Consider the following 19,587-nt stretch of genomic DNA (forward strand, 5'->3'; position numbering starts at 1 on the left):
CATCGTGCGCACCAAACAGGAAACGGAAAGCCGTTTTCCGAAAACCCGGAGGTTTTTATGTCTAAGTTAGTAATCGTGGAGTCTCCTGCCAAGGCAAAGACCATTGGCAAGTATCTGGGCGCGGATTACGTGGTCAAGGCGTCCATGGGACATCTGCGCGATCTGCCGAAAAAGAAAATGAGCATCGATCTGGAGCATGATTTCAAGCCGGAATATGTGCCGATCGAGGGTAAAGATAAAGTCATCAAGGAAATCCGCAGCGAGATCCGCAAGGCGGACTTCGTCTATCTCGCGACTGACCCTGACCGCGAGGGAGAAGCGATTTCGTGGCACATCAAGGAGCTGTTCAAGCTCAAGGACAGCAATTCGCGCCGCGTGACCTTCAACGAGATCACCAAGCAGGCTGTCCGCTCGGGCATCGCAAGTCCGCGCGACATCGACATCGATCTGGTCAACGCGCAGCAGGCGCGCCGTATCCTCGACCGTATCGTAGGCTATCAGCTCTCGCCGTTCCTGTGGCGCAAGGTCAAGCGCGGCCTGTCCGCAGGCCGTGTGCAGAGCGTCGCGACCCGTCTGGTCGTCGACCGCGAAAACGAGATCCGCGCGTTCGTGCCCGAGGAATACTGGTCGATCGAGGCGCTGCTCGCGACCGAGGACGGCGGAACGTTCACCGCGCGCTACTATGGCGACGGCAGCGGCAAGGCCGAGCTGAAGAACGAGGAGCAGGCGATGCGCGTGGTGAACGCCGTCACCGGAAAGCCGTTCACCGTCGGCGAGATCAAGCGCGGCAAGAAAAAACGCACCCCGGCGCCCCCGTTCATCACCTCGACCCTCCAGCAGGAGGCGAGCCGCAAGCTGAACATGACGCCACGCCGCACCATGAGCATCGCGCAGGAGCTGTATGAGGGCATCGAGCTGGGCGAGTACGGCCTTACCGGTCTGATCACCTATATGCGTACCGACTCGCTCCGTCTGGCTGACGAGGCGACCGCTGCTGCGGCAGGCTTCATCAAGGGCCGCTACGGCGAGGACTACTATCCCGGCAAGCCGCGCGTTTACAAGACCAAATCGGGCGCGCAGGACGCGCATGAAGCCATCCGCCCGTCCAACGTGCAGCTGCTGCCTGAGGAGATCCGCAGGTACCTTTCGCCCGACCAGTTCAAGCTGTACCGCCTCATCTGGTCGCGCTTTGTCGCCTGCCAGATGGCGGACGCCATCCTCGACACGGTCTCCGCGGACATCGTCTGCGAGGGACAGGTGTTCCGCGCCTCCGGCCATACGGTCGCGTTCCCGGGCTTTACGGCGGTCTACGAAGAGGGAACGGACGACGAAAAGAAGCAGGACGCAGCCGGAAAGCCGCTGCCGCGCTTCGACAAGGGCGACCGGCTGACCGCCGAGAAGCTCGAGCCGTCGCAGCACTTTACGCAGCCGCCCGCACGCTATACCGAGGCGTCGCTCATCCGTGCGATGGAGGAGCGCGGCATCGGCCGTCCGTCCACCTATGCGCCGACCATCTCGACCATCATCGACCGCGACTACGTCACCAAGGAGAGCCGCGCGCTGCGTCCGACGCCGCTCGGCGAGGGCGTTACCGGTCTGCTCGTGGACGAGTTCAAGTCGGTCGCGGACTACGAGTTTACCGCGAACATGGAGCACGAGCTCGACGAGGTCGAGGCCGGCAGGCTGAACTATATCCAGCTGCTGCACAACTTCTATGACGGCTTCGAGGCGGCGCTCAAGCAGGCCGAGATCGATCTGGAGGGCAAGCGCATCAAGATCCAGGACGAGGTGACCGACGTCATCTGCGACAAGTGCGGCCGCAATATGGTCATCAAGTCCGGCCGCTTCGGCAAGTTCCTCGCCTGCCCGGGCTTCCCGGAATGCACGAACACCAAGCCGATCACCGAGGACACGGGCGCAGCCTGCCCGGTCTGCGGCGCAAAGGTCGTCAAGAAAAAGTCCGCGCGCGGCTTTGTCTACTATTCCTGCGACAAGTATCCGGCGTGCCAGTTCATCACCTGGGACAAGCCGCTCAAGACCAAGTGCCCGAACTGCGACTCCTCGCTGTTCCGCCACACCGACCGCGACTCCAAGGAGGTCACCGACGTATGTCTGCGCGAGGGCTGCGGCTTTGTCGAGCTGGTCAAGGAGGGCCTGCCGCCCGAGGAGACCGAGAAGCGCCGCAAAATGCGTGAGGCGCGCGCGGCCAAGGCTGCGGAGCGCGCCGCCGCGAAGGAAGCCGCCGAAAAGAACGGCGAGACCGCAGAAAAGACGCCGAAGGAAGCGAAAAAGCCTGCGGCGAAAAAGAAAACGGTCAAAAAGACGCTTCCGTGGATGACCAAGACCACGAACAGGTTCAAAAAGCTCAAGGACGAGGCCGTGCAGGAGCTGACTGCAAAGCAGCAGGAGCAGTATGCAAAGGCGCTCGCAAAATATGAGGCCGAAAAGGCCGCGGAGAAGGCGAAGAAGGCCGCCGAGAAAAAGGCGGCGGCGAAAAAGCCTGCCGCAAGGAAAAAGACTACGGCAAAGGAGAACCCGGATGAATAATACCGTTACCGTCGTCGGCGCGGGACTGGCCGGCTGTGAGGCTGCATGGCAGCTCGCGCAGCGCGGCGTTTCCGTGCGCCTGTGCGAGATGAAGCCGTCGCAGCACAGCCCGGCGCATCACTCGGACGATTTCGCAGAGCTTGTCTGCTCGAACTCGCTGCGCTCGGATGAGCTCACCAACGCGGCGGGCCTGCTCAAGGAGGAGCTGCGCCGTCTGGACAGCCTCATTCTGTCCTGCGCGGACGCGAACCGCGTCGAGGCAGGCGGTGCACTGGCGGTGGACCGCGAGGCGTTCGCCGCAGCCGTCACCGAAAAGATCAGGAACCACCCGAATATCGAAGTGGTCTACGGTGAGGTAACGGAGATCCCGGAGGGCCGCGTCGTCATCGCCTCCGGCCCGCTGACCTCGGATACGCTGTTCGACGCCATCCACGCCAGGGTGGGCGGCGATTTCCTGCACTTCTACGACGCGGCCGCGCCCATCGTGACCGCGGAGAGCATCGACATGGACTCCGCCTACGAGGCCTCCCGCTACGGCAAGGGCACGGCGGACTACATCAACTGCCCGTTCTCGCGCGAGGAGTATGACGCATTCTGGAACGCGCTCACCACCGCCGAGGAGGCGCCGGTGCACGGCTTCGAGGACTCCAAGGTGTTCGAGGGCTGCATGCCCATCGAGGTCAACGCGCGCCGCGGCTATGATACGCTGCGCTTCGGCATCCTCAAGCCGGTCGGCCTGCCCGACCCCAAGACCGGAAAAGACCCCTATGCGGTGCTTCAGCTGCGCCGCGATAACGCGAACGGCACGCTGTACAATCTGGTCGGCTGCCAGACCCACCTCAAATTCGGCGAGCAGAAGCGTGTGTTCTCCATGATCCCGGCGCTCCGGAACGCGGAGTTCGTGCGCTACGGCGTGATGCACCGCAACACGTTCCTCGACTCGCCGCGTCTGCTCGACGCGACCTACGCGCTGAAAAGCGAGCCGCGCATCCGCTTTGCCGGACAGATGACCGGCGTCGAGGGTTATATCGAGTCCACCGCCTCCGGCTGGACCGCAGGCGTGGCGGCCGCGATGGAGGTGCTCGGCAGACCGATGCCGCAGCTCGACCGCTTTACCGCCGTCGGCGCGCTCGCATCCTATATTTCCGACCACACGGTCACGAAGTTCCAGCCGATGAACATCAATTTCGGCATCATTGAGCCGCTTGGCTGCAAGATCAAGGGCAAGCGGGAGAAAAACGCAAAGATTTCCGAGCGGGCACTCGAACGCATCGAAAGTCTGAAGGGAGAGCTTTGAGAATGAAGATCATCGTTGACGCGATGGGCGGCGACAACGCCCCCGACGTAACCGTCCGGGGCGCGGCGCTCGCTGCGAAGGAATATGGCGAGGATATCCTGCTCGTCGGCCAGCCCGAGGCGATCACCGCCGTGCTGCGCGCGCATGGACTGGAGAACACCGAGCATCTGACCATCATGCCGGCCTCGGATATCGTTGACATGCACGACGACCCGGCGACCGTTCTGCGCCGCAAGCCGGACTCGTCCATGGCGGTCGCGTTCAAGCTGCTAAAGGCAGGCGAGGGCGATGCGCTCGTCTCCGCGGGCAATACCGGCGCGCTGCTGACCGGCGCGACGCTGTACGGCGGCCGCATCAAGGGTATCCGCCGCGCGGCGCTCGCGCCTGTCCTGCCCTGCGAGGGCGGCGAGGTCATGCTGTGCGACGCCGGCGCGAACACCGAGTGCACGGCGGAAATGCTGCTCCAGTTCGCCTTCCTCGCGTCTCTGTACGCGGAGAAGAACAACGGCCTGAAGTCGCCGCGCGTCGGTCTGGTCAACAACGGCACCGAGGACACCAAGGGCGATCCGCTCCGCAGGGAGGCGTATGCGCTGCTCAAGGCCGCAGGCGACGCAGGCAGGCTCAATTTCGTCGGCAACGTTGAGGGCAGTCAGGTACCGCTCGGCGCGTGCGACGTCGCGGTCTGCGACGGCTTCATGGGCAACGTTCTGCTCAAGACGGTCGAGGGCACGGCGAAATTCATGGCGCACGAGATCAAGAAGGTGTTCACCGCCTCGGCCGGCACCAAGATCGGCTATCTGCTGTGCAAAAAGGGCATGGATGACTTCCGCGAGATGTTCAATCAGGACAAGGTCGGCGGCGCGCCCTTCCTCGGCATCGCAAAGCCGGTCATCAAGGCGCACGGCTCGTCCAACGAGATCGCGGTGATGAACGCTGTCCGCCGCGCGATCGCCTACACGAAGTCCGGCATGATCGACGCGGTCAAGGAAAATATTCAGTACATGACGGTTGAATAAGCAAAAAAACGGCGAAAGGAGGTGAAACCATGCTCAAAATCGACTATAAATTCAAGGACGTCAGCCTGCGGCAGAAAGCGATGACGCATTCCTCGTATGCCAACGAGCACCACGGCACGCATCTGGACTGCAACGAGCGGCTGGAGTTTCTTGGCGATTCCGTACTGGGCTTTGTCACGGCGGATTACCTGTTCACGCATTATCCTGAGCTGCCCGAGGGCGAGCTGACCAAGCTGCGTGCGGCGGTCGTGTGTGAAGGCGCGCTGTGCGAGATCGCGAGGGAACTCGGTATTCCGGAGGAGATCCGTCTGGGTCACGGCGAGGAGAACGGCGGCGGCAGAAAGCGTCCGTCCATCCTGGCCGATGCGACCGAGGCGCTTCTGGGCGCGATCTATCTGGACGGCGGCATCGAGCCGGCGCGCGCGTTCGTGCTGCGCTTCATCCCGCACAAGGTAGACGTCGCCATTGCGGGCGGCGCGTTCAAGGACTACAAGACCATGCTCCAGGAGATCGTGCAGAAGAACAAGCAGGAAACGCTGGAGTACCGGCTCGCCGGTCAGTCCGGCCCGGATCACGACAAGCGGTTTACCATGGAGCTGCTGCTCAACTCCAACGTATTTGCCTCCGGCACAGGCCGAAGCAAAAAGGAAGCGGAACAGCTTGCCGCCAAGAAGGCTTTGGAAATCATGGGATGCTAAAAGTTTTAGAAGACAACCAAACCGGCAAACCGGCACAGTGAAAAACTGTGCCGGTTTTTTTATTCTTTTATATATCGCAGATTTTAGAAATATGTACCAATAAATTCTGTTTGTTTTTGTTTGACTTCCGAATTGCTATTTTTCAGGAAAGAGTATATGATAACAGTATAAAAATTTAATTAACCTAAGAGATGATTATATTGAGAAAGTGGTATCGGATATATCAATATCGTCTGACCACCAAGAGGTGTTTAATGAAAAAGATCCTCATCATTGTAATTTGGCTTTTGTCCATGTGCTGTGCTTTTTTTGCAGGGGGTTGGACTAATCAATTTGCCAAAGATCAGTACACTATGCAAGATATCGCGTCTATGATGACCACATCATTTGGGTGGACAATTCAAAGTTCAAAAGATGTTAATGCATATCAGATATCCCTACAAGATTTTTGTGAAATGTACAACCACCTAACAAATGAAGATAATTCCTTAGGTATAGCCAAGTCTAGCGGTAATATAAAAGGTATAGACCCGCACTTTCTGCAAGAAAGCAATATCCATATCGCTGGTGAATCAAAGAAAGCTGTATATGTATATGAATTTCCGCTTGAATTCAAAATGCCTGAAGGTGCTCATCTTCAGAGTATTGTTGCCTTTACTGACGGGGAAATATGTATGTCTGCTATTCATGTACAGCTGGATCTGGATATTATTGATCAAGTGGATAACCGCTTAAGCCATGATGAAGTGGCAGAAGCGGAACTATTTCCATCAACATGGCCGCTAAATGTTGACAAGCAAGTCGTTCATAGCTGGGGACAATCTTTTGATAAGTTGATGAGGAAATAATCTTAATTTCAACACAATGATTACATTCATAAAATCCCACTTGATCTCACAAAGTTCAAGTGGGATTTTTCATTACAATTTTGAAGTTATTAGTCCTCTATATCTGAAATTGGGCTTGGACTCGGAAAAACATATTAACCCGAAAAGCCTGCAATATATCATGGGACATTCGGATATCAACATTACGATGAATCCGTACGCTCACGTTTCGGTTGACAGTGTTAAATCGGAAGTGGTAAAATATTTTATCTATATCTTTGAGGTGGCACATGGTTCTCAAGAGCCTGATCTTACAGGGGTTCAAGTCGTTTCCCGACCGCACGGAGATCAAATTTCTCGGCGGCATGACCGCGATCGTCGGTCCGAACGGCTCCGGCAAATCGAATATCTCGGACGCGATCCGCTGGGTGCTCGGAGAACAGTCCTCGCGGTCGCTGCGCGGCGCGAAGATGGAGGACGTCATCTTCGGCGGCACGGCGAAGCGCGGTCCGGTCGGCTTTGCCGAGGTCTCGCTCATCCTCGACAACTCCACCGGCGTTTTCCGCTCGCCGTTTGCCGAGATCATGGTCACGCGCCGCTACTACCGCTCGGGCGAGAGCGAATACAGCCTCGGCAAAAAGCACTGCCGCCTCAGGGATATCCGCGAGCTGTTCATGGACACCGGTCTCGGCCTCGACGGCTATTCCAGCATCGGACAGGGGCGGATCGATGAAATCCTGTCGCTCAGGAGCGAGGATCGGCGCGGCGTATTCGAGGAAGCGGCCGGGATCACCAAATTCCGCGCCCGCAAGGAGGAGGCCGAGCGCCGCCTTGCCGCGACCGAGGACAACCTCACGCGCATTCGCGACCTGTATGATGAGCTGGGGCGGCAGCTCGAGCCGCTCGAAAAACAGGCGAAAAAAACGGAGAAATTCCTTGTTCTGCGCGATGAACTGCGCGTTCTCGAGGTGTCTCTGTGGCTGGAACAGCTTGAACGGCTGAAAAGCGAGGCGGAAAAACGCTCACGCGACGCAGAAGTCTGCCGCGGACAGCTGGAAAATGCAAAATCCGAGCAGGAAAGGCGCTATCAGCAGGCGGAGCAGCTGACGGCTGATCTGCATGGCATCGACCGCGAGACCGAAGCGCTGCGCACGTCGCTGCGCGAGGCGGAGAGCCGCGAGGCCGGGCAGGCGAGCCGCATTGCGGTGCTGCGCGCAAACCTCGAAAACTGCCGCGCGAACCTCGAGCGCGTGCACAGAGAGAACGAGGAGCGCGCAAAGCAGGCGGAAAAGCTCGCAGAGCAGTTTTCTGCGCAGGAAACCCGCATCGCAGAGCTGGAGCAGAGCAGCGCAGAGGCGCGAGAGCGCCTTGCGGCGCAGGAAGACAGGCTGGCGCAGCACAGGGAAGCGGAAGGTGCGGCGGCCGCCGCGCTGGAGCGGGCGGAGCAGGCTCGCGCCGCGGCGCAGAACGAACAGCATACGCTTGCGCTCGAGCGCACCGCCGCGCAGACCGGCCTTGCCGGGATGGACGGACAGCAGGATGATCTGCATCGCGCGCTCGAAAACGCAGGTGACCGCCTGAAGGCTGTACAGGAGGAGCAGTCCGCATTCGAAAGCCGCGTATCCGCGGGGCAAACCACCCTGCGGCAGGCGCAGGCACAGGCCGGCGAGGCAGACGCCGCGCTGCGGCAGGCGAAGGCGGATGCTGACGCCCTCGGCACGGCGCTGCGGCAGGCAGAGAGCGCGCTGACCGACGCGAGAAACCGTGCGGCCATGCTGCGCGATATGCAGCGCGATTACGACGGCTTTGCCCGGTCGGTCAGATCGGTCATGCAGCAGGCCGGGCGCGGCAGGCTTTCGGGCGTGCACGGGCCGGTCTCGGCACTCCTTTCGACGGAAAACCGCTTTGTCACCGCGATAGACACTGCGCTCGGCGCATCTGCATCGTCGATCGTGGTCGGCTCTGCCGAGGACGGCAGGGCGTGCATCGAATATCTGCGCCGCACGGACGGCGGACGGGCGACCTTTCTGCCGCTCGACACCATCCGCCCGGCGTCGCTCCGAGAGAGCGGACTTGACCGCGAACGCGGCTGCTGCGGCACGGCGGACACGCTGGTGCAGTTTGATGAGACATACGGCGCAGTCGTGCGCAGCCTGCTCGCGCGCACGGTCGTGTGCGAGAATATGGATGCGGCGCTGGCGCTCGCGCGTTCGCACGGACACCGCTTCCGCATCGTCACCCTCGACGGCCAGATCATCCAGCCGGGCGGCGCGATGACGGGCGGCTCGGCATCGCGCGGAACGGGCGCGCTGGCGCGTGCAGGACGGCTGAGGGCTGCCGAAGAGCAGGCGGAACGCTGTGAAGCCGCGCGAAAAACGGCAGAGCAGCGCTTTCGTGCCGCAGAAAAGCGGCTGCACGCCTGTGAAACCGCGTGCGAAACGCAGAATGCAGCCCTGCGGCGGCAGGCAGAAGCACAGGCCGCCCTTGCCGCCGCGTGTACGCAGCACCGGGCGCTGCTCGGGAACGCACAGGCGCGGCAGGAGGAGCTGATGCAGCAGCAGCGCAGCATGGAGGCCGAAAAGCAGCGCAGCGCGGAGGTGCTCGCGTCGTTCGACGCGAGGGAAGCGCAGGCCGGAACGCAGCTGCGCGACGCGGAAACGCGCGTGCAGACCTGCCGGGACGCGCTCGCGCGGCTCCGTACCGAGGCTGCGGAGCAGGAAGCGCAGCTTGCCGGGCAGCGCACCGCGCTTACGCGCACGGAGGCCGAGCTGTCCGGTGAAAACCGGGCGCTCGAGCAGATGCGGGCGCTCAGATGCGAGACGGACGCCGGTCTTTCGAGCGCGGCGGACAGCATCAAACGCTACGAGTGCGAGTGCGAACGCATGCAGGACGAGCTTGCAGAGGAGAAGGCGGCGCACGAACGGTCGGAGACGCTGACGCGCACGCTGCGGGAGCAGCTGGAACAGACCGGAAAGCGCCGCGAGCAGGTCGAGGAACGGCGGACTGCCGTGCGCCGGGACGCACAGGACGCAGGCGAGCAGATCCTCGGCATGGAGCGTGAGGCCTCGCGTCTGGAAAACCGCGCAGGACAGCTGAAGGCTGAGGAGGCACAGCTCCTCGGCCGGATGTGGGAAAGCTACGAGCTGACACCTACACCGGCCGCTGCGCTTGCGCAGCCGCTTGACGACCCGGCCGCCGCACGCGAACGCGCGCACGAGCTGCGCGGGGAAATACGGGCGCTCGGCAGCGTCAATCCGGACGCGGTGGAGGAATACCGCCGGGTGCGCGAGCGTTATGCCTTCATGGGCGGGCAGAAGGACGACCTCGAGCGGGCGCAGCGCGAGCTGTACAGGGTCATCGACCGGCTGACGGTCAACATGAAGGAGATCTTCGCCTCGGAGTTTGCCCGGCTGAACGTGCTGTTCGGGCAGACCTTCCGCGAGATATTCGGCGGCGGCCATGCGGAGCTTGCGCTCGCGGACACGAGCGACATCCTTTCGTGCGGCATCGACATCCGCGTGTCGCCTCCCGGCAAGGCGGTCAAAACGATCACGCTGCTTTCGGGCGGCGAAAAGGCGTTTGTGGCCATCACGCTGTACTTTGCGATACTCAAGCTGCGCCCCGCGCCGTTCTGTGTGCTCGACGAGATCGAAGCCGCGCTCGACGATGTGAACGTGCAGCGGTATGCGAAATATATACGAAAATTAACAGATTTCACACAATTTATTGTAATTACGCACAGACGTGGTACAATGGAAGAAGCAGATATGCTCTACGGCGTGACCATGCAGGAGCAGGGTGTTTCAAAGCTGCTCATGCTCAATCTCGCAGAGGCGGAGAAACGGCTGAAGAACACGATAAAATGACGCAGGACTGTGGGGTGTGAAGCATGGATATGCGGAGTTCAAAATACCCGTACCGGCTGGATGTGGAAACGCGGCTGCCGAACGGATGCATCACGACGCACGGCTACGCGGCGCATCATCCGGCGGAATTCCGGCACTGGGCACACGCACGCGGCTATGTCCTCTGGGGCGAGCGCATCGACCGCACGGACTGGGAAAACTGGCGCGTGAATTACTACGGTCTGTAACGCAGACCGGCAGAAACAATCTTATAGATACAGGAGCAGAACATGGGATTTTTTGATAAGATCAAGCAGGGCTTTAAGAAAACTTCGGATGCGGTGAGCCATTCGCTCGACAGCGTGTTCGCAGCGTTCGTCAAGATCGACGAGGATCTCCTCGAGGAGCTCGAGGAAGCGCTCATCCTTTCGGATGTAGGCGCGTCGACCTCCGCGAAGATCGTTGCCGAGGTGGAAAAGCGCGCAAAGCTGCGCAAGACCACGACGGCCTCCGAGCTGCGCGACCTGCTGCGCGAGGTGCTGACCGACAATATGCTCGACAATCAGCCGCTCGATGTCTCGGGCAGGCCGGCGGTCATTCTGGTCATCGGCGTCAACGGCGTCGGCAAGACCACCTCGATCGGCAAGCTGGCGGCGCGCTATGTCAGCGAGGGCAAAAAGGTCATGCTGTCCGCGGCGGACACGTTCCGCGCGGCGGCGGCCGACCAGCTCGAGATCTGGGCGAAGCGCGCGGGTGCGGACATCGTCCGGCACGGCGAGGGCGCAGACCCGGCGGCGGTCGTCTTTGACTCGATCTCGGCGGCGAAGGCGCGCGGCAGCGACATCATTATCGTCGATACCGCAGGCCGCCTGCACAACAAGGCAAATCTGATGAACGAGCTGGCGAAGATCGACCGCGTGATCTCGCGCGAGCTGCCGGACGCTTCGCGCGAGACGCTGCTCGTGCTCGACGCGACCACCGGACAGAACGCCGTCCATCAGGCGGAGGAGTTCAACAAGGCGGCCGAGCTGACCGGCATCATCCTCACCAAGCTCGACGGCACCGCTAAGGGAGGTATCGTCATCGCCATCTCGGCCGGTCTCGGCGTCCCGGTCAAGCTCGTCGGCGTCGGCGAGGGCATCGATGATCTGATCGACTTCGACCGCGCGGCGTTCCTCGAGGCCATCCTGCCGCCGGCAGAGCAGATGACAGGTGACAGCGAAAATGAAGAAGAAGGAGCGGAGCAGGAATGACAAGACCTGACGGAAGAGCGAAGGACGAAATGCGCCCGGTCAAGCTGACGACCGGATTTACCATGTATGCGGAGGGTTCGGTGCTGGCTGAAATGGGCAACACCAGGGTCATCTGCACCGCGTCAGTCGAGGAAAAGGTTCCGCCCTTCCTCGAGGGCAAGGGCCTCGGCTGGGTCACGGCGGAGTACGCGATGCTGCCGCGCTCGACCAATACGCGCAAAAAGCGCGACATCAAGTCGCTCAAGCTGGACGGCCGTTCGAGTGAGATCCAGCGTCTGATCGGCCGTGCGCTGCGTGCAGTCGTCGACCGCGAGGCGCTCGGCGAGCGTCAGATCACCATCGACTGCGACGTCATTCAGGCGGACGGCGGCACGCGCTGCGCGTCCATCACGGGCGGCTATGCGGCGCTCTATCTCGCGTGCAGAAAGCTGGTCGACGAGGGCGTGATCGAGAAAATGCCGCTCACCGCAGCGGTTTCGGCGGTATCGGTCGGTATCTTCGAGGACGAAGCCGTGCTCGATCTCAACTACGCAGAGGACAGCCATGCCATCGTGGACTGCAACGTCGTCATGACCTCGAAGGGCGAGTTCATCGAGGTACAGGGCACGGGCGAGGGCCGTCCGTTCACACGGAACGAGCTGGATCAGCTGCTGGCGCTCGGCGAGCAGGGCTGCTCCAGACTGTGCGAGATTCAGAAAAGCGTGCTCGGCGAATAAAAGAGGAAAACCAAACATGAAATTTGTACTGGCATCCCATAATAAAGGAAAGCTGAAGGAAATGGCGGCCATTCTGGGCGAGCTCGGCATCGAGGTCGCGTCTCTGCCCGAGGGTGCGCCCGAGCCGGAGGAAAACGGCGCGACGTTTGAGGAAAACGCGCGCATCAAGGCGAAAGCCGCCGCGGAATTCACCGGCCTGCCGGCCATCGCGGACGACAGCGGCCTGTGCGTGGACGCGCTCGGCGGCGCGCCGGGCATCCGCTCCGCCCGCTACTGCGAGGGAACGGACGCGGACCGCAATGCGTTCCTGCTGAAGAACATGGAGGGCAAAGAGGACCGCGCGTGCCGCTTTGTGTGCGCGATCGCGTGCGTGCTCGCGGACGGCGAGACCGTCACGGTACGGGGCGAATGCGAGGGCGAGCTGCTGCACGAAAACCACGGCGCAGGCGGCTTCGGCTACGATCCGCTGTTCTATGTGCCGGAGTACGAGTGCACGTTCGGTGAGCTCGCGCCCGAGGTGAAGAACCGCATTTCGCACCGTGCGCGTGCGCTCGGCAGGCTGAGAGACGTACTGAAGGATAAAATCTAACTGATTTCAAGGAGAAAATACATGCTTAACACCAAACAGCGTGCACAGCTTCGTGCACTGGCAAATCCGCTCGCAGTTACCCTCATCATCGGCAAGGAGGGCGTGACCGAGGCGGTCGAGCGCGAGCTGGACGCTCTGCTCGAGTCCCACGAGCTGGTCAAGGGCAAGGTGCTCGAGAGCGCGATGCTCACGCCGCGCACGGTATCCGAGGCGCTCTGCGAGGCGACCGGCGCGGATGCCGTACAGTGCATCGGCTCGAAGTTCGTTGTCTACCGTCAGTCGAGCGATGAGGATAAGCGCAGGATCGTTCTTGTAAAATGAGGACAGGAATACTCGGCGGAACGTTCAATCCGCCGCATCTCGGCCATCTGCACGCCGCCGAGCTGGCGCATGATGCGCTGAGGCTCGACCGGGTGCTGTTCATCCCGACCAACCTTCCGCCGCACAAGGCGCTGCCGGAAAACACGGCCTCGCCCGAGGCGCGGTGTGAAATGGTGCGCCGCCTGACGGCGGACAGGCCGTGGGCGCAGCTGGATACGCTCGAGATCGACCGCGGCGGCGCGAGCTACACGGTGGACACGCTGCGCGCGCTGCACGGGCGCGGCGAGACCAACCTCTATCTGATCATCGGAACGGATATGCTGCTCTCGTTCGACCGAAGCTGGCGCGCGCCGGACGAGATCGCGCGTCTGGCGACGCTCGCCGTGTGCGCACGGGAAAACGAGGACTGGGACGCGCTGCGCGAAAAGGCGGCGCAGCTGCGAGAAACGCTGGACGCGAGGATCGAACTCGTCCCGGGCGACAGCCTCACGGTCTCCTCGACCGAGCTGCGGCAGGGCGGCGATCTGCACCGCTTCACTGCGCCTGCGGTCGCGGATTATATCGAGCGGGAGCACCTTTACGGGTTTTAGGGCAACAGAAAAACGCGGTGCCTGAAATACATAATTCAACCTCAAATACACAGAAAGGCGGGCAAAAGTTATGTTATGTGATGAGAAAATGCGCAGGGATATCCTTTCGAGGCTCCACGGCTACCGCTATGAGCACTCTCTCGGGGTGGAACGCTGCGCGATCGCCCTGGCGAAGAAATACGGCGGCGACCCGGCTCTTGCCGGAGCCGCAGGCATCCTTCATGACATAACAAAACATCTTTCTCCGCAGGAACAGTTGAATTTATGTGAGAAATACGGTATAATACCGTGTACCGTCGAAAAAAGCGAGCCGAAAATGCTGCACGGAAAAACGGCCGCAGCGATCGCACGCAGAGAATATCACATGCCGGACGAGGTATGCGACGCCATCGCCTGTCACACGACCGGCAGGGCGAAGATGACCATTCTGGACAAAATTCTCTATCTGGCGGACTACATAGAGGAGACACGCGATTTTCCCGGCGTCGAAAAGGCGCGGGAGCTGGCCGAGACCAGCATGGACCGTGCGCTGCTCTACTGTTATGACCAAACGCTGATCGAGCTGATCACGCGAGGCAAGCTGATCCACAGCGACACCATTGCCGCATACAATGACATGATCCGGCAGGGAGTACGCTGGCGCGACGAGGAGAAGGCCTGAGAGACAGAAAAGCCTTCCCGGAACTGAACTGGAGGCAGGAACCGTTTGAAACTTTTCGGAGGCAGCGGCGAGCATAACGGCCGCTCGGACAGACAGACAAAAAAACGACCGGCCGCGGCGCAGAGCGGCGCGAAAGCGCAGACTGCGCCCAAGCCTCAAGGGAAAAAGGGCGGCAGGACAGCCGCACCGAAGAAGCACAGCAAAAAACGCATCGCGGCGATCGTGATCGCGGTGCTCATCGCGCTTTTGTGCGCGTGCGGCGCGGCGTACTATGTGTTCTTCGTGCGCCCGCCAACAGACACGATCCACGACAAGACCAACGGCGACAAGGTCGATACGAGCAGCCTGCTCAATCAGGGCACGCGCATCAAAGATGTGTTCACCTTTGTCGTCGGCGCGGTCGACGAGGATCAGACGCGAACGGACGCTCTGATGGTCGCGACCATGAACACCAAGGACAAGACCATCAACATTATGAATATTCCGCGCGACACTATGTGCAACAACGGCGAGAGCGGCGCATGGCGCAAGATCAACGCGGCCTACGCGACCAAGAAGGGCATCGAGCAGACCAAGGTCGAGATCGAACGCCTGATGGGCTTCCAGCCGGACAGGTATGTCATCGTCAACTTCGAGGGCATCGCGGCCATCGTGGACGCGATCGGCGGCGTGGACTATGACGTTCCGTTCCGCATGCAGTACAGCGACCCGTCGCAGCATCTGGAGATCGACCTTCAGCCGGGCATGCAGCATCTGACCGGCAAGCAGACCGTCGAGTTCCTGCGCTGGCGCCACAACAACGACTACTCTAAGCAGTATGTCAACGGCGACGAGGGCCGCGTGGAAAACCAGCAGAAATTCCTCAAGGAGCTGGCGCGGCAGGTCCTTCAGGTCAAAAATGCGTCCAAAATCCCGAAGATCGCCGAGGCGGTATCCAAGAACGTAAAGACCGATTTCACGACCGGCGAGCTGCTCTGGATGGGCAAGCAGGCGCTTCAGATCGACAACGCCAACCTTAAATTCTACACCCTGCCGGGCTACGGCGCGATGAGCTATGCGGGCAGCGACCCGTACAAGTATTCCTTCTTCTTCCCGAAGGAAAAGGAAACGCTCGAGCTCGTCAACAAGTATTTCAACCCCTATGAGGAGCCGATCACCAAGCTCGACATGGTCACCGGCCCGGCGGGGAGCTCGTCCTCCGGTTACAGCGGCGGCGTCAGCGCCGGCGAGGATGAGGATGTCTGGGGCGACACCGGCGGCGGCTACTATTATGAGGACGATTCGGACTATTCGGGCGGCGAGAGCGGCGGAGACTACTCCGGCGGCGAAACCGGCGGCTACGAAGAGCCGGATAACAGCGGCGGAGATTACTCGGGCGGCGAAACCGGCGGCGGTGAGACCGGCGGCGAGAGCGGCGGAGACTATTCGGGCGGCGGCGAGAGCGGCGGCTCGATCTCGGGCGGCGAGACCGGCGGCGGTGAATCCGGCGGCGAGAGCGGCGGAGACTATTCGGGCGGCGAGACCGGCGGTGAGACCGGCGGCGAAGGCGGCGGCACGGTAGATCCCGAGGCGTGATCCATAAAGAAAGAAAAACGGCAGCCGCAGAGACGATCTGCGGCTCCCCGACAGGATACAGGCGCGGCGCGCGCCATGAAAAGGAGTTTATGAATTTGACTGCACAAGAAACTGTAAAGGCGATCTGTGAAGCGCTGATCGAGAAAAAAGCGCAGGGCATCGAGGTCCTGCACGTTGAGCGCCTGACCGAGCTGACCGAATATTTCGTCATCTGCTCCGCGACCTCGACCACGCAGGTCAAGGCGCTGGCAGACAACGTAGAGTGGCATCTCAAGTATGACCACGACGTCATGGTCGACCACACCGAGGGCTATGAGTCCGCGCAGTGGATGCTGCTCGACTACGGCTGCGCTGTGCTGCACGTATTCATGCCGGAGGCACGCAAGTTCTACAATCTGGAGAACCTGTGGAAGGACGGCACGCCGGTATCGCTCGAGGAGCTCGGCATCGAGGACAAGTAAAAATCGACAGGCGGCGGCGCGCATAGACCGTGTCCGCCGCATTGTCGCGCTTTTATATAAAACACTTTAGGGGGAAAATCCGTTGAAGTACGATCATAAACAAGTAGAAAAGAAGTGGCAGGACATCTGGGACGAGAAGCAGTGCTTTAAGGCCGAGAACGGCTCGGACAAGGAAAAGTTCTATGCACTGGTCGAGTTCCCGTACCCGTCCGGTCAGGGCCTGCATGTCGGTCATCCGCGCTCCTACACCGCGCTCGACATCGTTGCGCGCAAAAAGCGCATGCAGGGCTATAACGTGCTGTATCCGATGGGCTGGGACGCTTTCGGCCTGCCGACCGAGAACTTCGCCATCAAGAACCACGTGCATCCGGCTGAGGTCACCAAGAAGAACATCGCACGCTTCAAGAGCCAGCTGAAGAGCCTCGGCCTGTCGTTCGACTGGTCGCGCGAGATCAACACCACCGACCCGAGCTATTACAAGTGGACCCAGTGGATCTTCCTGCAGCTGTTCAAGAAGGGCCTCGCCTACAAGAAGGAAATGAGCGTAAACTGGTGCACCTCCTGCAAGTGCGTTCTGGCGAACGAAGAGGTCGTCAACGGCGTCTGCGAGCGCTGCGGCAGCGAGGTCGTTCACAAGACCAAGAGCCAGTGGATGCTCGCCATCACCAAGTACGCACAGCGCCTGATCGACGATCTGGACGACGTTAACTACATCGAGCGTGTCAAGATCCAGCAGAAGAACTGGATCGGCCGCTCCACCGGCGCTGAGGTCGACTTCAAGACCACCGAGGGCGACACCCTGACCGTTTACACCACCCGCCCGGATACCCTGTTCGGCGCGACCTACATGGTAATCTCTCCGGAGCACCCGATGATCGAGCAGTGGGCGGACAAGCTGAATAATATCGCGGACGTCCGCGCTTACCGCGAGGAGGCGGCCCGCAAGTCCGACTTCGAGCGCACCGAGCTGAACAAGGACAAGACCGGCGTCAAGCTGGAGGGCGTTGCCGCGATCAACCCGGTAAACGGCAAGCAGATCCCGATCTTCGTTTCCGACTACGTTCTGATGGGCTACGGCACCGGCGCTATCATGGCCGTTCCGGCGCATGATGACCGCGACTGGGAGTTCGCCAAGAAGTTCGGCTGCGAGATCATCGAGGTCGTTTCCGGCGGCGAGGATGTGCAGAAGGCTGCGTTCACCGCAAAGGACGAGACCGGCATCCTCGTAAACTCCGACTTCCTGAACGGCAAGACCGTCAAGGACGCGATCCCGGCCATGATCGAATGGCTGGGCGAGAAGGGCATCGGCCGCGCAAAGGTACAGTACAAGCTGCGCGACTGGGTATTCTCCCGTCAGCGTTACTGGGGCGAGCCGATCCCGATCGTCAAGTGCGACAAGTGCGGCTACGTTCCGCTGCCGGAGGATCAGCTTCCGCTCGAGCTGCCGAACGTGCACACCTACGAGCCGACCGACAACGGCGAGTCCCCGCTCGCGCACATGACCGACTGGGTGAACACCACCTGTCCGTGCTGCGGCGGCCCGGCAAAGCGCGAGACCGACACCATGCCGCAGTGGGCAGGCTCCTCCTGGTACTTCCTGCGCTATATGGACCCGCACAACGACAAGGCGCTGGCCTCCAAGGAAGCGCTCGAATACTGGTCTCCGGTCGACTGGTACAACGGCGGCATGGAGCACACCACGCTGCATCTGCTGTACAGCCGCTTCTGGCACAAGTTCCTGTATGACATCGGCGTTGTGCCGACCAAGGAGCCGTATGCAAAGCGCACCAGCCACGGCATGATCCTCGGCGAGAACGGCGAGAAGATGTCCAAGAGCCGCGGCAACGTCGTCAATCCGGACGAGATCGTAGACGTTTACGGCGCGGATACCATGCGTCTGTATGAGATGTTCATCGGCGACTTCGAGAAGGCTGCTCCGTGGAGCCCGAAGTCCATCAAGGGCTGCCGCCGCTTCCTCGAGCGCGTCTGGTCTCTGGCCGAAAAGGTACAGGACGGCGACGAGTATTCCAAGGAGCACGAGGCGCTCATGCACCGCACCATCAAGAAGGTCGGCGAGGACGCAGACAGCCTCAAGGCGAACACCGCGATCGCAGCGCTCATGACCATGCTCAACGAGTTCTACGACAAGGGCGTAAACAAGGCCGAGTACAAGACCTTCCTCGCGCTGCTCAATCCGTTTGCTCCGCACATCACCGAGGAGCTGTGGCAGCAGCTCGGCGAGACCGGCCTGCTGTCCGTCGCGCCGTGGCCGGCATACGACGAGGCAAAGACGGTCGAGAGCACGGTCGAGATGGCGGTTCAGGTCAACGGCAAGCTCAAGGGCACCATCAAGCTCGCAGCAGATGCCGACAAGCAGGCTGCAATCGACGCGGCACTGGCCGAGGAAAAGGTACAGCACGCCATCGAGGGCAAGCAGATCGTCAAGCAGATCGTTGTCCCGGGCAAGATCGTAAACCTGGTCGTAAAATAAAAAACGCAAAATCTGCTCGTTCGTGAAAGATTTTTGTTGACACGGGCGGGAAAAACAGATATAATATTCTTACGGTTTTATGTGCCTGTGGCAGATGAAGCTGTGCAAAGCGTCCTCCATAGAGGAACGCGCGGAGGGAGGGAAAACTGTGTCGGAGATCCGCATCAAGGAAAATGAATCTATTGACAGCGCACTGCGTCGTTTCAAGCGTTCGTGTGCAAAGGCGGGTACGCTTTCCGAGCTCCGTAAGCGTGAGCATTATGAAAGCCCGAGCGTCAAGCGCCGCAAGAAGTCTGAGGCTGCACGCGCTAAGAAGAAGAAGTTCCGCTAAAATAGAATTTCCAGAGAGCAGATGCTTTGCATCTGCTCTTTTCTTTTGCAAAAGTCCAGGGGGGACGCTGTCCCCCCTGGATACGTTTCCGGTTCCGAAGAAACCGGAAACGATACCCCCCTCACCCCTGCACGGCAGGGGCGTCCGCGCCGCCGCGGCGCGGGCAGCGGCATAAAAGTCCGGCAAAGCTGGACTTTTATGGAGAATTTCATGCGGCGCACTGCGATGCGCCTGCCCTGTCTGTTCCGGCTTTGCCGGAATGCGGCAGGGAGAGAAGACCTGTTCACGGAACAGACATGGAGTGTTTACGATTTCTTCAAAATTCTATCATACTTTAGACATGAAAAACCGGTATCATAGAATCACAGC

Annotated in this window: 17 protein-coding genes and 1 pseudogene; all 18 read left to right on the forward strand. The window is 60.6% G+C overall.

The features are described from left to right. Window positions 1-57: 57 nt before the first annotated feature. The 18 genes and pseudogenes from topA to rpsU all read left to right on the forward strand — a co-directional run bounded on the left by topA (window position 58) and on the right by rpsU (window position 19,218). On the forward strand, window positions 58-2,547 hold the full coding sequence (gene topA / locus H8S02_RS02840; protein ID WP_186969213.1) for a type I DNA topoisomerase: 2,490 nt from the start codon (window positions 58-60) through the stop codon (window positions 2,545-2,547). Then, window positions 2,540-3,844 (forward strand): methylenetetrahydrofolate--tRNA-(uracil(54)-C(5))-methyltransferase (FADH(2)-oxidizing) TrmFO, encoded by a 1,305-nt coding sequence (gene trmFO / locus H8S02_RS02845; RefSeq protein ID WP_186969214.1) that lies wholly within the window; start codon window positions 2,540-2,542, stop codon window positions 3,842-3,844. Before topA ends, trmFO begins: the two co-directional genes overlap by 8 nt. Window positions 3,845-3,846: 2 nt before the next feature. Next, entirely contained in the window at window positions 3,847-4,860 is a 1,014-nt protein-coding gene (plsX, locus tag H8S02_RS02850) for a phosphate acyltransferase PlsX (RefSeq protein WP_186969215.1), read from the forward strand. 29 nt (window positions 4,861-4,889) lie between these two features. Continuing rightward, window positions 4,890-5,558 (forward strand): ribonuclease III, encoded by a 669-nt coding sequence (gene rnc / locus H8S02_RS02855; RefSeq protein ID WP_186969216.1) that lies wholly within the window; start codon window positions 4,890-4,892, stop codon window positions 5,556-5,558. A 254-nt stretch (window positions 5,559-5,812) separates the two neighbouring features. After that, window positions 5,813-6,406, forward strand: coding sequence for a hypothetical protein (locus H8S02_RS02860; RefSeq protein WP_186969217.1), 594 nt, complete (start codon window positions 5,813-5,815; stop codon window positions 6,404-6,406). A 121-nt stretch (window positions 6,407-6,527) separates the two neighbouring features. Continuing rightward, window positions 6,528-6,641: pseudogene (locus tag H8S02_RS12490) on the forward strand (site-specific integrase); the annotation flags it as partial. Window positions 6,642-6,675: 34 nt separating this feature from the next. Continuing rightward, the gene (gene smc, locus H8S02_RS02865) at window positions 6,676-10,251 is read left to right on the forward strand and encodes a chromosome segregation protein SMC (protein ID WP_186969218.1); all 3,576 of its coding nucleotides are present in this window, start codon (window positions 6,676-6,678) and stop codon (window positions 10,249-10,251) included. 29 nt (window positions 10,252-10,280) lie between these two features. After that, window positions 10,281-10,478, forward strand: coding sequence for a hypothetical protein (locus H8S02_RS02870; RefSeq protein WP_186969219.1), 198 nt, complete (start codon window positions 10,281-10,283; stop codon window positions 10,476-10,478). A gap of 42 nt (window positions 10,479-10,520) precedes the next feature. Beyond that, the gene (gene ftsY, locus H8S02_RS02875) at window positions 10,521-11,483 is read left to right on the forward strand and encodes a signal recognition particle-docking protein FtsY (protein ID WP_186969220.1); all 963 of its coding nucleotides are present in this window, start codon (window positions 10,521-10,523) and stop codon (window positions 11,481-11,483) included. Continuing rightward, a complete protein-coding gene (gene rph / locus H8S02_RS02880) occupies window positions 11,480-12,199 on the forward strand; it encodes a ribonuclease PH (RefSeq protein ID WP_186969221.1) in 720 nt (239 codons plus the stop codon). Before ftsY ends, rph begins: the two co-directional genes overlap by 4 nt. 16 nt (window positions 12,200-12,215) lie before the next feature. Then, a complete protein-coding gene (rdgB, locus tag H8S02_RS02885) occupies window positions 12,216-12,788 on the forward strand; it encodes an RdgB/HAM1 family non-canonical purine NTP pyrophosphatase (RefSeq protein WP_186969222.1) in 573 nt (190 codons plus the stop codon). Between the two features lie 21 nt (window positions 12,789-12,809). Continuing rightward, complete coding sequence (locus H8S02_RS02890) at window positions 12,810-13,109, forward strand: YhbY family RNA-binding protein (protein WP_186969223.1); 300 nt, start codon at window positions 12,810-12,812, stop codon at window positions 13,107-13,109. Further along, complete coding sequence (gene nadD / locus H8S02_RS02895) at window positions 13,106-13,699, forward strand: nicotinate (nicotinamide) nucleotide adenylyltransferase (RefSeq protein WP_186969224.1); 594 nt, start codon at window positions 13,106-13,108, stop codon at window positions 13,697-13,699. Before H8S02_RS02890 ends, nadD begins: the two co-directional genes overlap by 4 nt. Before the next feature lie 88 nt (window positions 13,700-13,787). Then, window positions 13,788-14,360, forward strand: a complete 573-nt coding sequence (gene yqeK, locus H8S02_RS02900) for a bis(5'-nucleosyl)-tetraphosphatase (symmetrical) YqeK (protein ID WP_186969225.1) — start codon at window positions 13,788-13,790, stop codon at window positions 14,358-14,360. 45 nt (window positions 14,361-14,405) lie between these two features. Next, the gene (locus tag H8S02_RS12665) at window positions 14,406-15,935 is read left to right on the forward strand and encodes an LCP family protein (protein WP_186969226.1); all 1,530 of its coding nucleotides are present in this window, start codon (window positions 14,406-14,408) and stop codon (window positions 15,933-15,935) included. A 95-nt stretch (window positions 15,936-16,030) separates the two neighbouring features. Then, window positions 16,031-16,396, forward strand: coding sequence for a ribosome silencing factor (gene rsfS, locus H8S02_RS02910; protein ID WP_186969227.1), 366 nt, complete (start codon window positions 16,031-16,033; stop codon window positions 16,394-16,396). A gap of 82 nt (window positions 16,397-16,478) precedes the next feature. Continuing rightward, window positions 16,479-18,887, forward strand: coding sequence for a leucine--tRNA ligase (gene leuS / locus H8S02_RS02915; RefSeq protein WP_186969228.1), 2,409 nt, complete (start codon window positions 16,479-16,481; stop codon window positions 18,885-18,887). A gap of 148 nt (window positions 18,888-19,035) precedes the next feature. Continuing rightward, window positions 19,036-19,218, forward strand: a complete 183-nt coding sequence (rpsU, locus tag H8S02_RS02920; RefSeq protein ID WP_031472056.1) for a 30S ribosomal protein S21 — start codon at window positions 19,036-19,038, stop codon at window positions 19,216-19,218. The last annotated feature ends 369 nt before the right edge of the window (window positions 19,219-19,587 follow it).

This window comes from Agathobaculum hominis, from assembly GCF_014288055.1.
In the GTDB taxonomy this organism is placed as follows: Bacteria; Bacillota; Clostridia; order Oscillospirales; family Butyricicoccaceae; genus Agathobaculum; species Agathobaculum hominis.

Bases quoted from the DNA above. Each gene is read 5' to 3' on its own strand.
- smc (WP_186969218.1), top strand. From the start codon at position 6,676: ATGGTTCTCAAGAGCCTGATCTTACAGGGGTTCAAGTCGTTTCCCGAC.
- topA (WP_186969213.1), top strand. From the start codon at position 58: ATGTCTAAGTTAGTAATCGTGGAGTCTCCTGCCAAGGCAAAGACCATT.
- plsX (WP_186969215.1), top strand. From the start codon at position 3,847: ATGAAGATCATCGTTGACGCGATGGGCGGCGACAACGCCCCCGACGTA.
- yqeK (WP_186969225.1), top strand. From the start codon at position 13,788: ATGCGCAGGGATATCCTTTCGAGGCTCCACGGCTACCGCTATGAGCAC.
- rnc (WP_186969216.1), top strand. From the start codon at position 4,890: ATGCTCAAAATCGACTATAAATTCAAGGACGTCAGCCTGCGGCAGAAA.
- trmFO (WP_186969214.1), top strand. From the start codon at position 2,540: ATGAATAATACCGTTACCGTCGTCGGCGCGGGACTGGCCGGCTGTGAG.
- rdgB (WP_186969222.1), top strand. From the start codon at position 12,216: ATGAAATTTGTACTGGCATCCCATAATAAAGGAAAGCTGAAGGAAATG.
- H8S02_RS02890 (WP_186969223.1), top strand. From the start codon at position 12,810: ATGCTTAACACCAAACAGCGTGCACAGCTTCGTGCACTGGCAAATCCG.
- H8S02_RS02860 (WP_186969217.1), top strand. From the start codon at position 5,813: ATGAAAAAGATCCTCATCATTGTAATTTGGCTTTTGTCCATGTGCTGT.
- H8S02_RS02870 (WP_186969219.1), top strand. From the start codon at position 10,281: ATGCGGAGTTCAAAATACCCGTACCGGCTGGATGTGGAAACGCGGCTG.
- nadD (WP_186969224.1), top strand. From the start codon at position 13,106: ATGAGGACAGGAATACTCGGCGGAACGTTCAATCCGCCGCATCTCGGC.
- rph (WP_186969221.1), top strand. From the start codon at position 11,480: ATGACAAGACCTGACGGAAGAGCGAAGGACGAAATGCGCCCGGTCAAG.
- ftsY (WP_186969220.1), top strand. From the start codon at position 10,521: ATGGGATTTTTTGATAAGATCAAGCAGGGCTTTAAGAAAACTTCGGAT.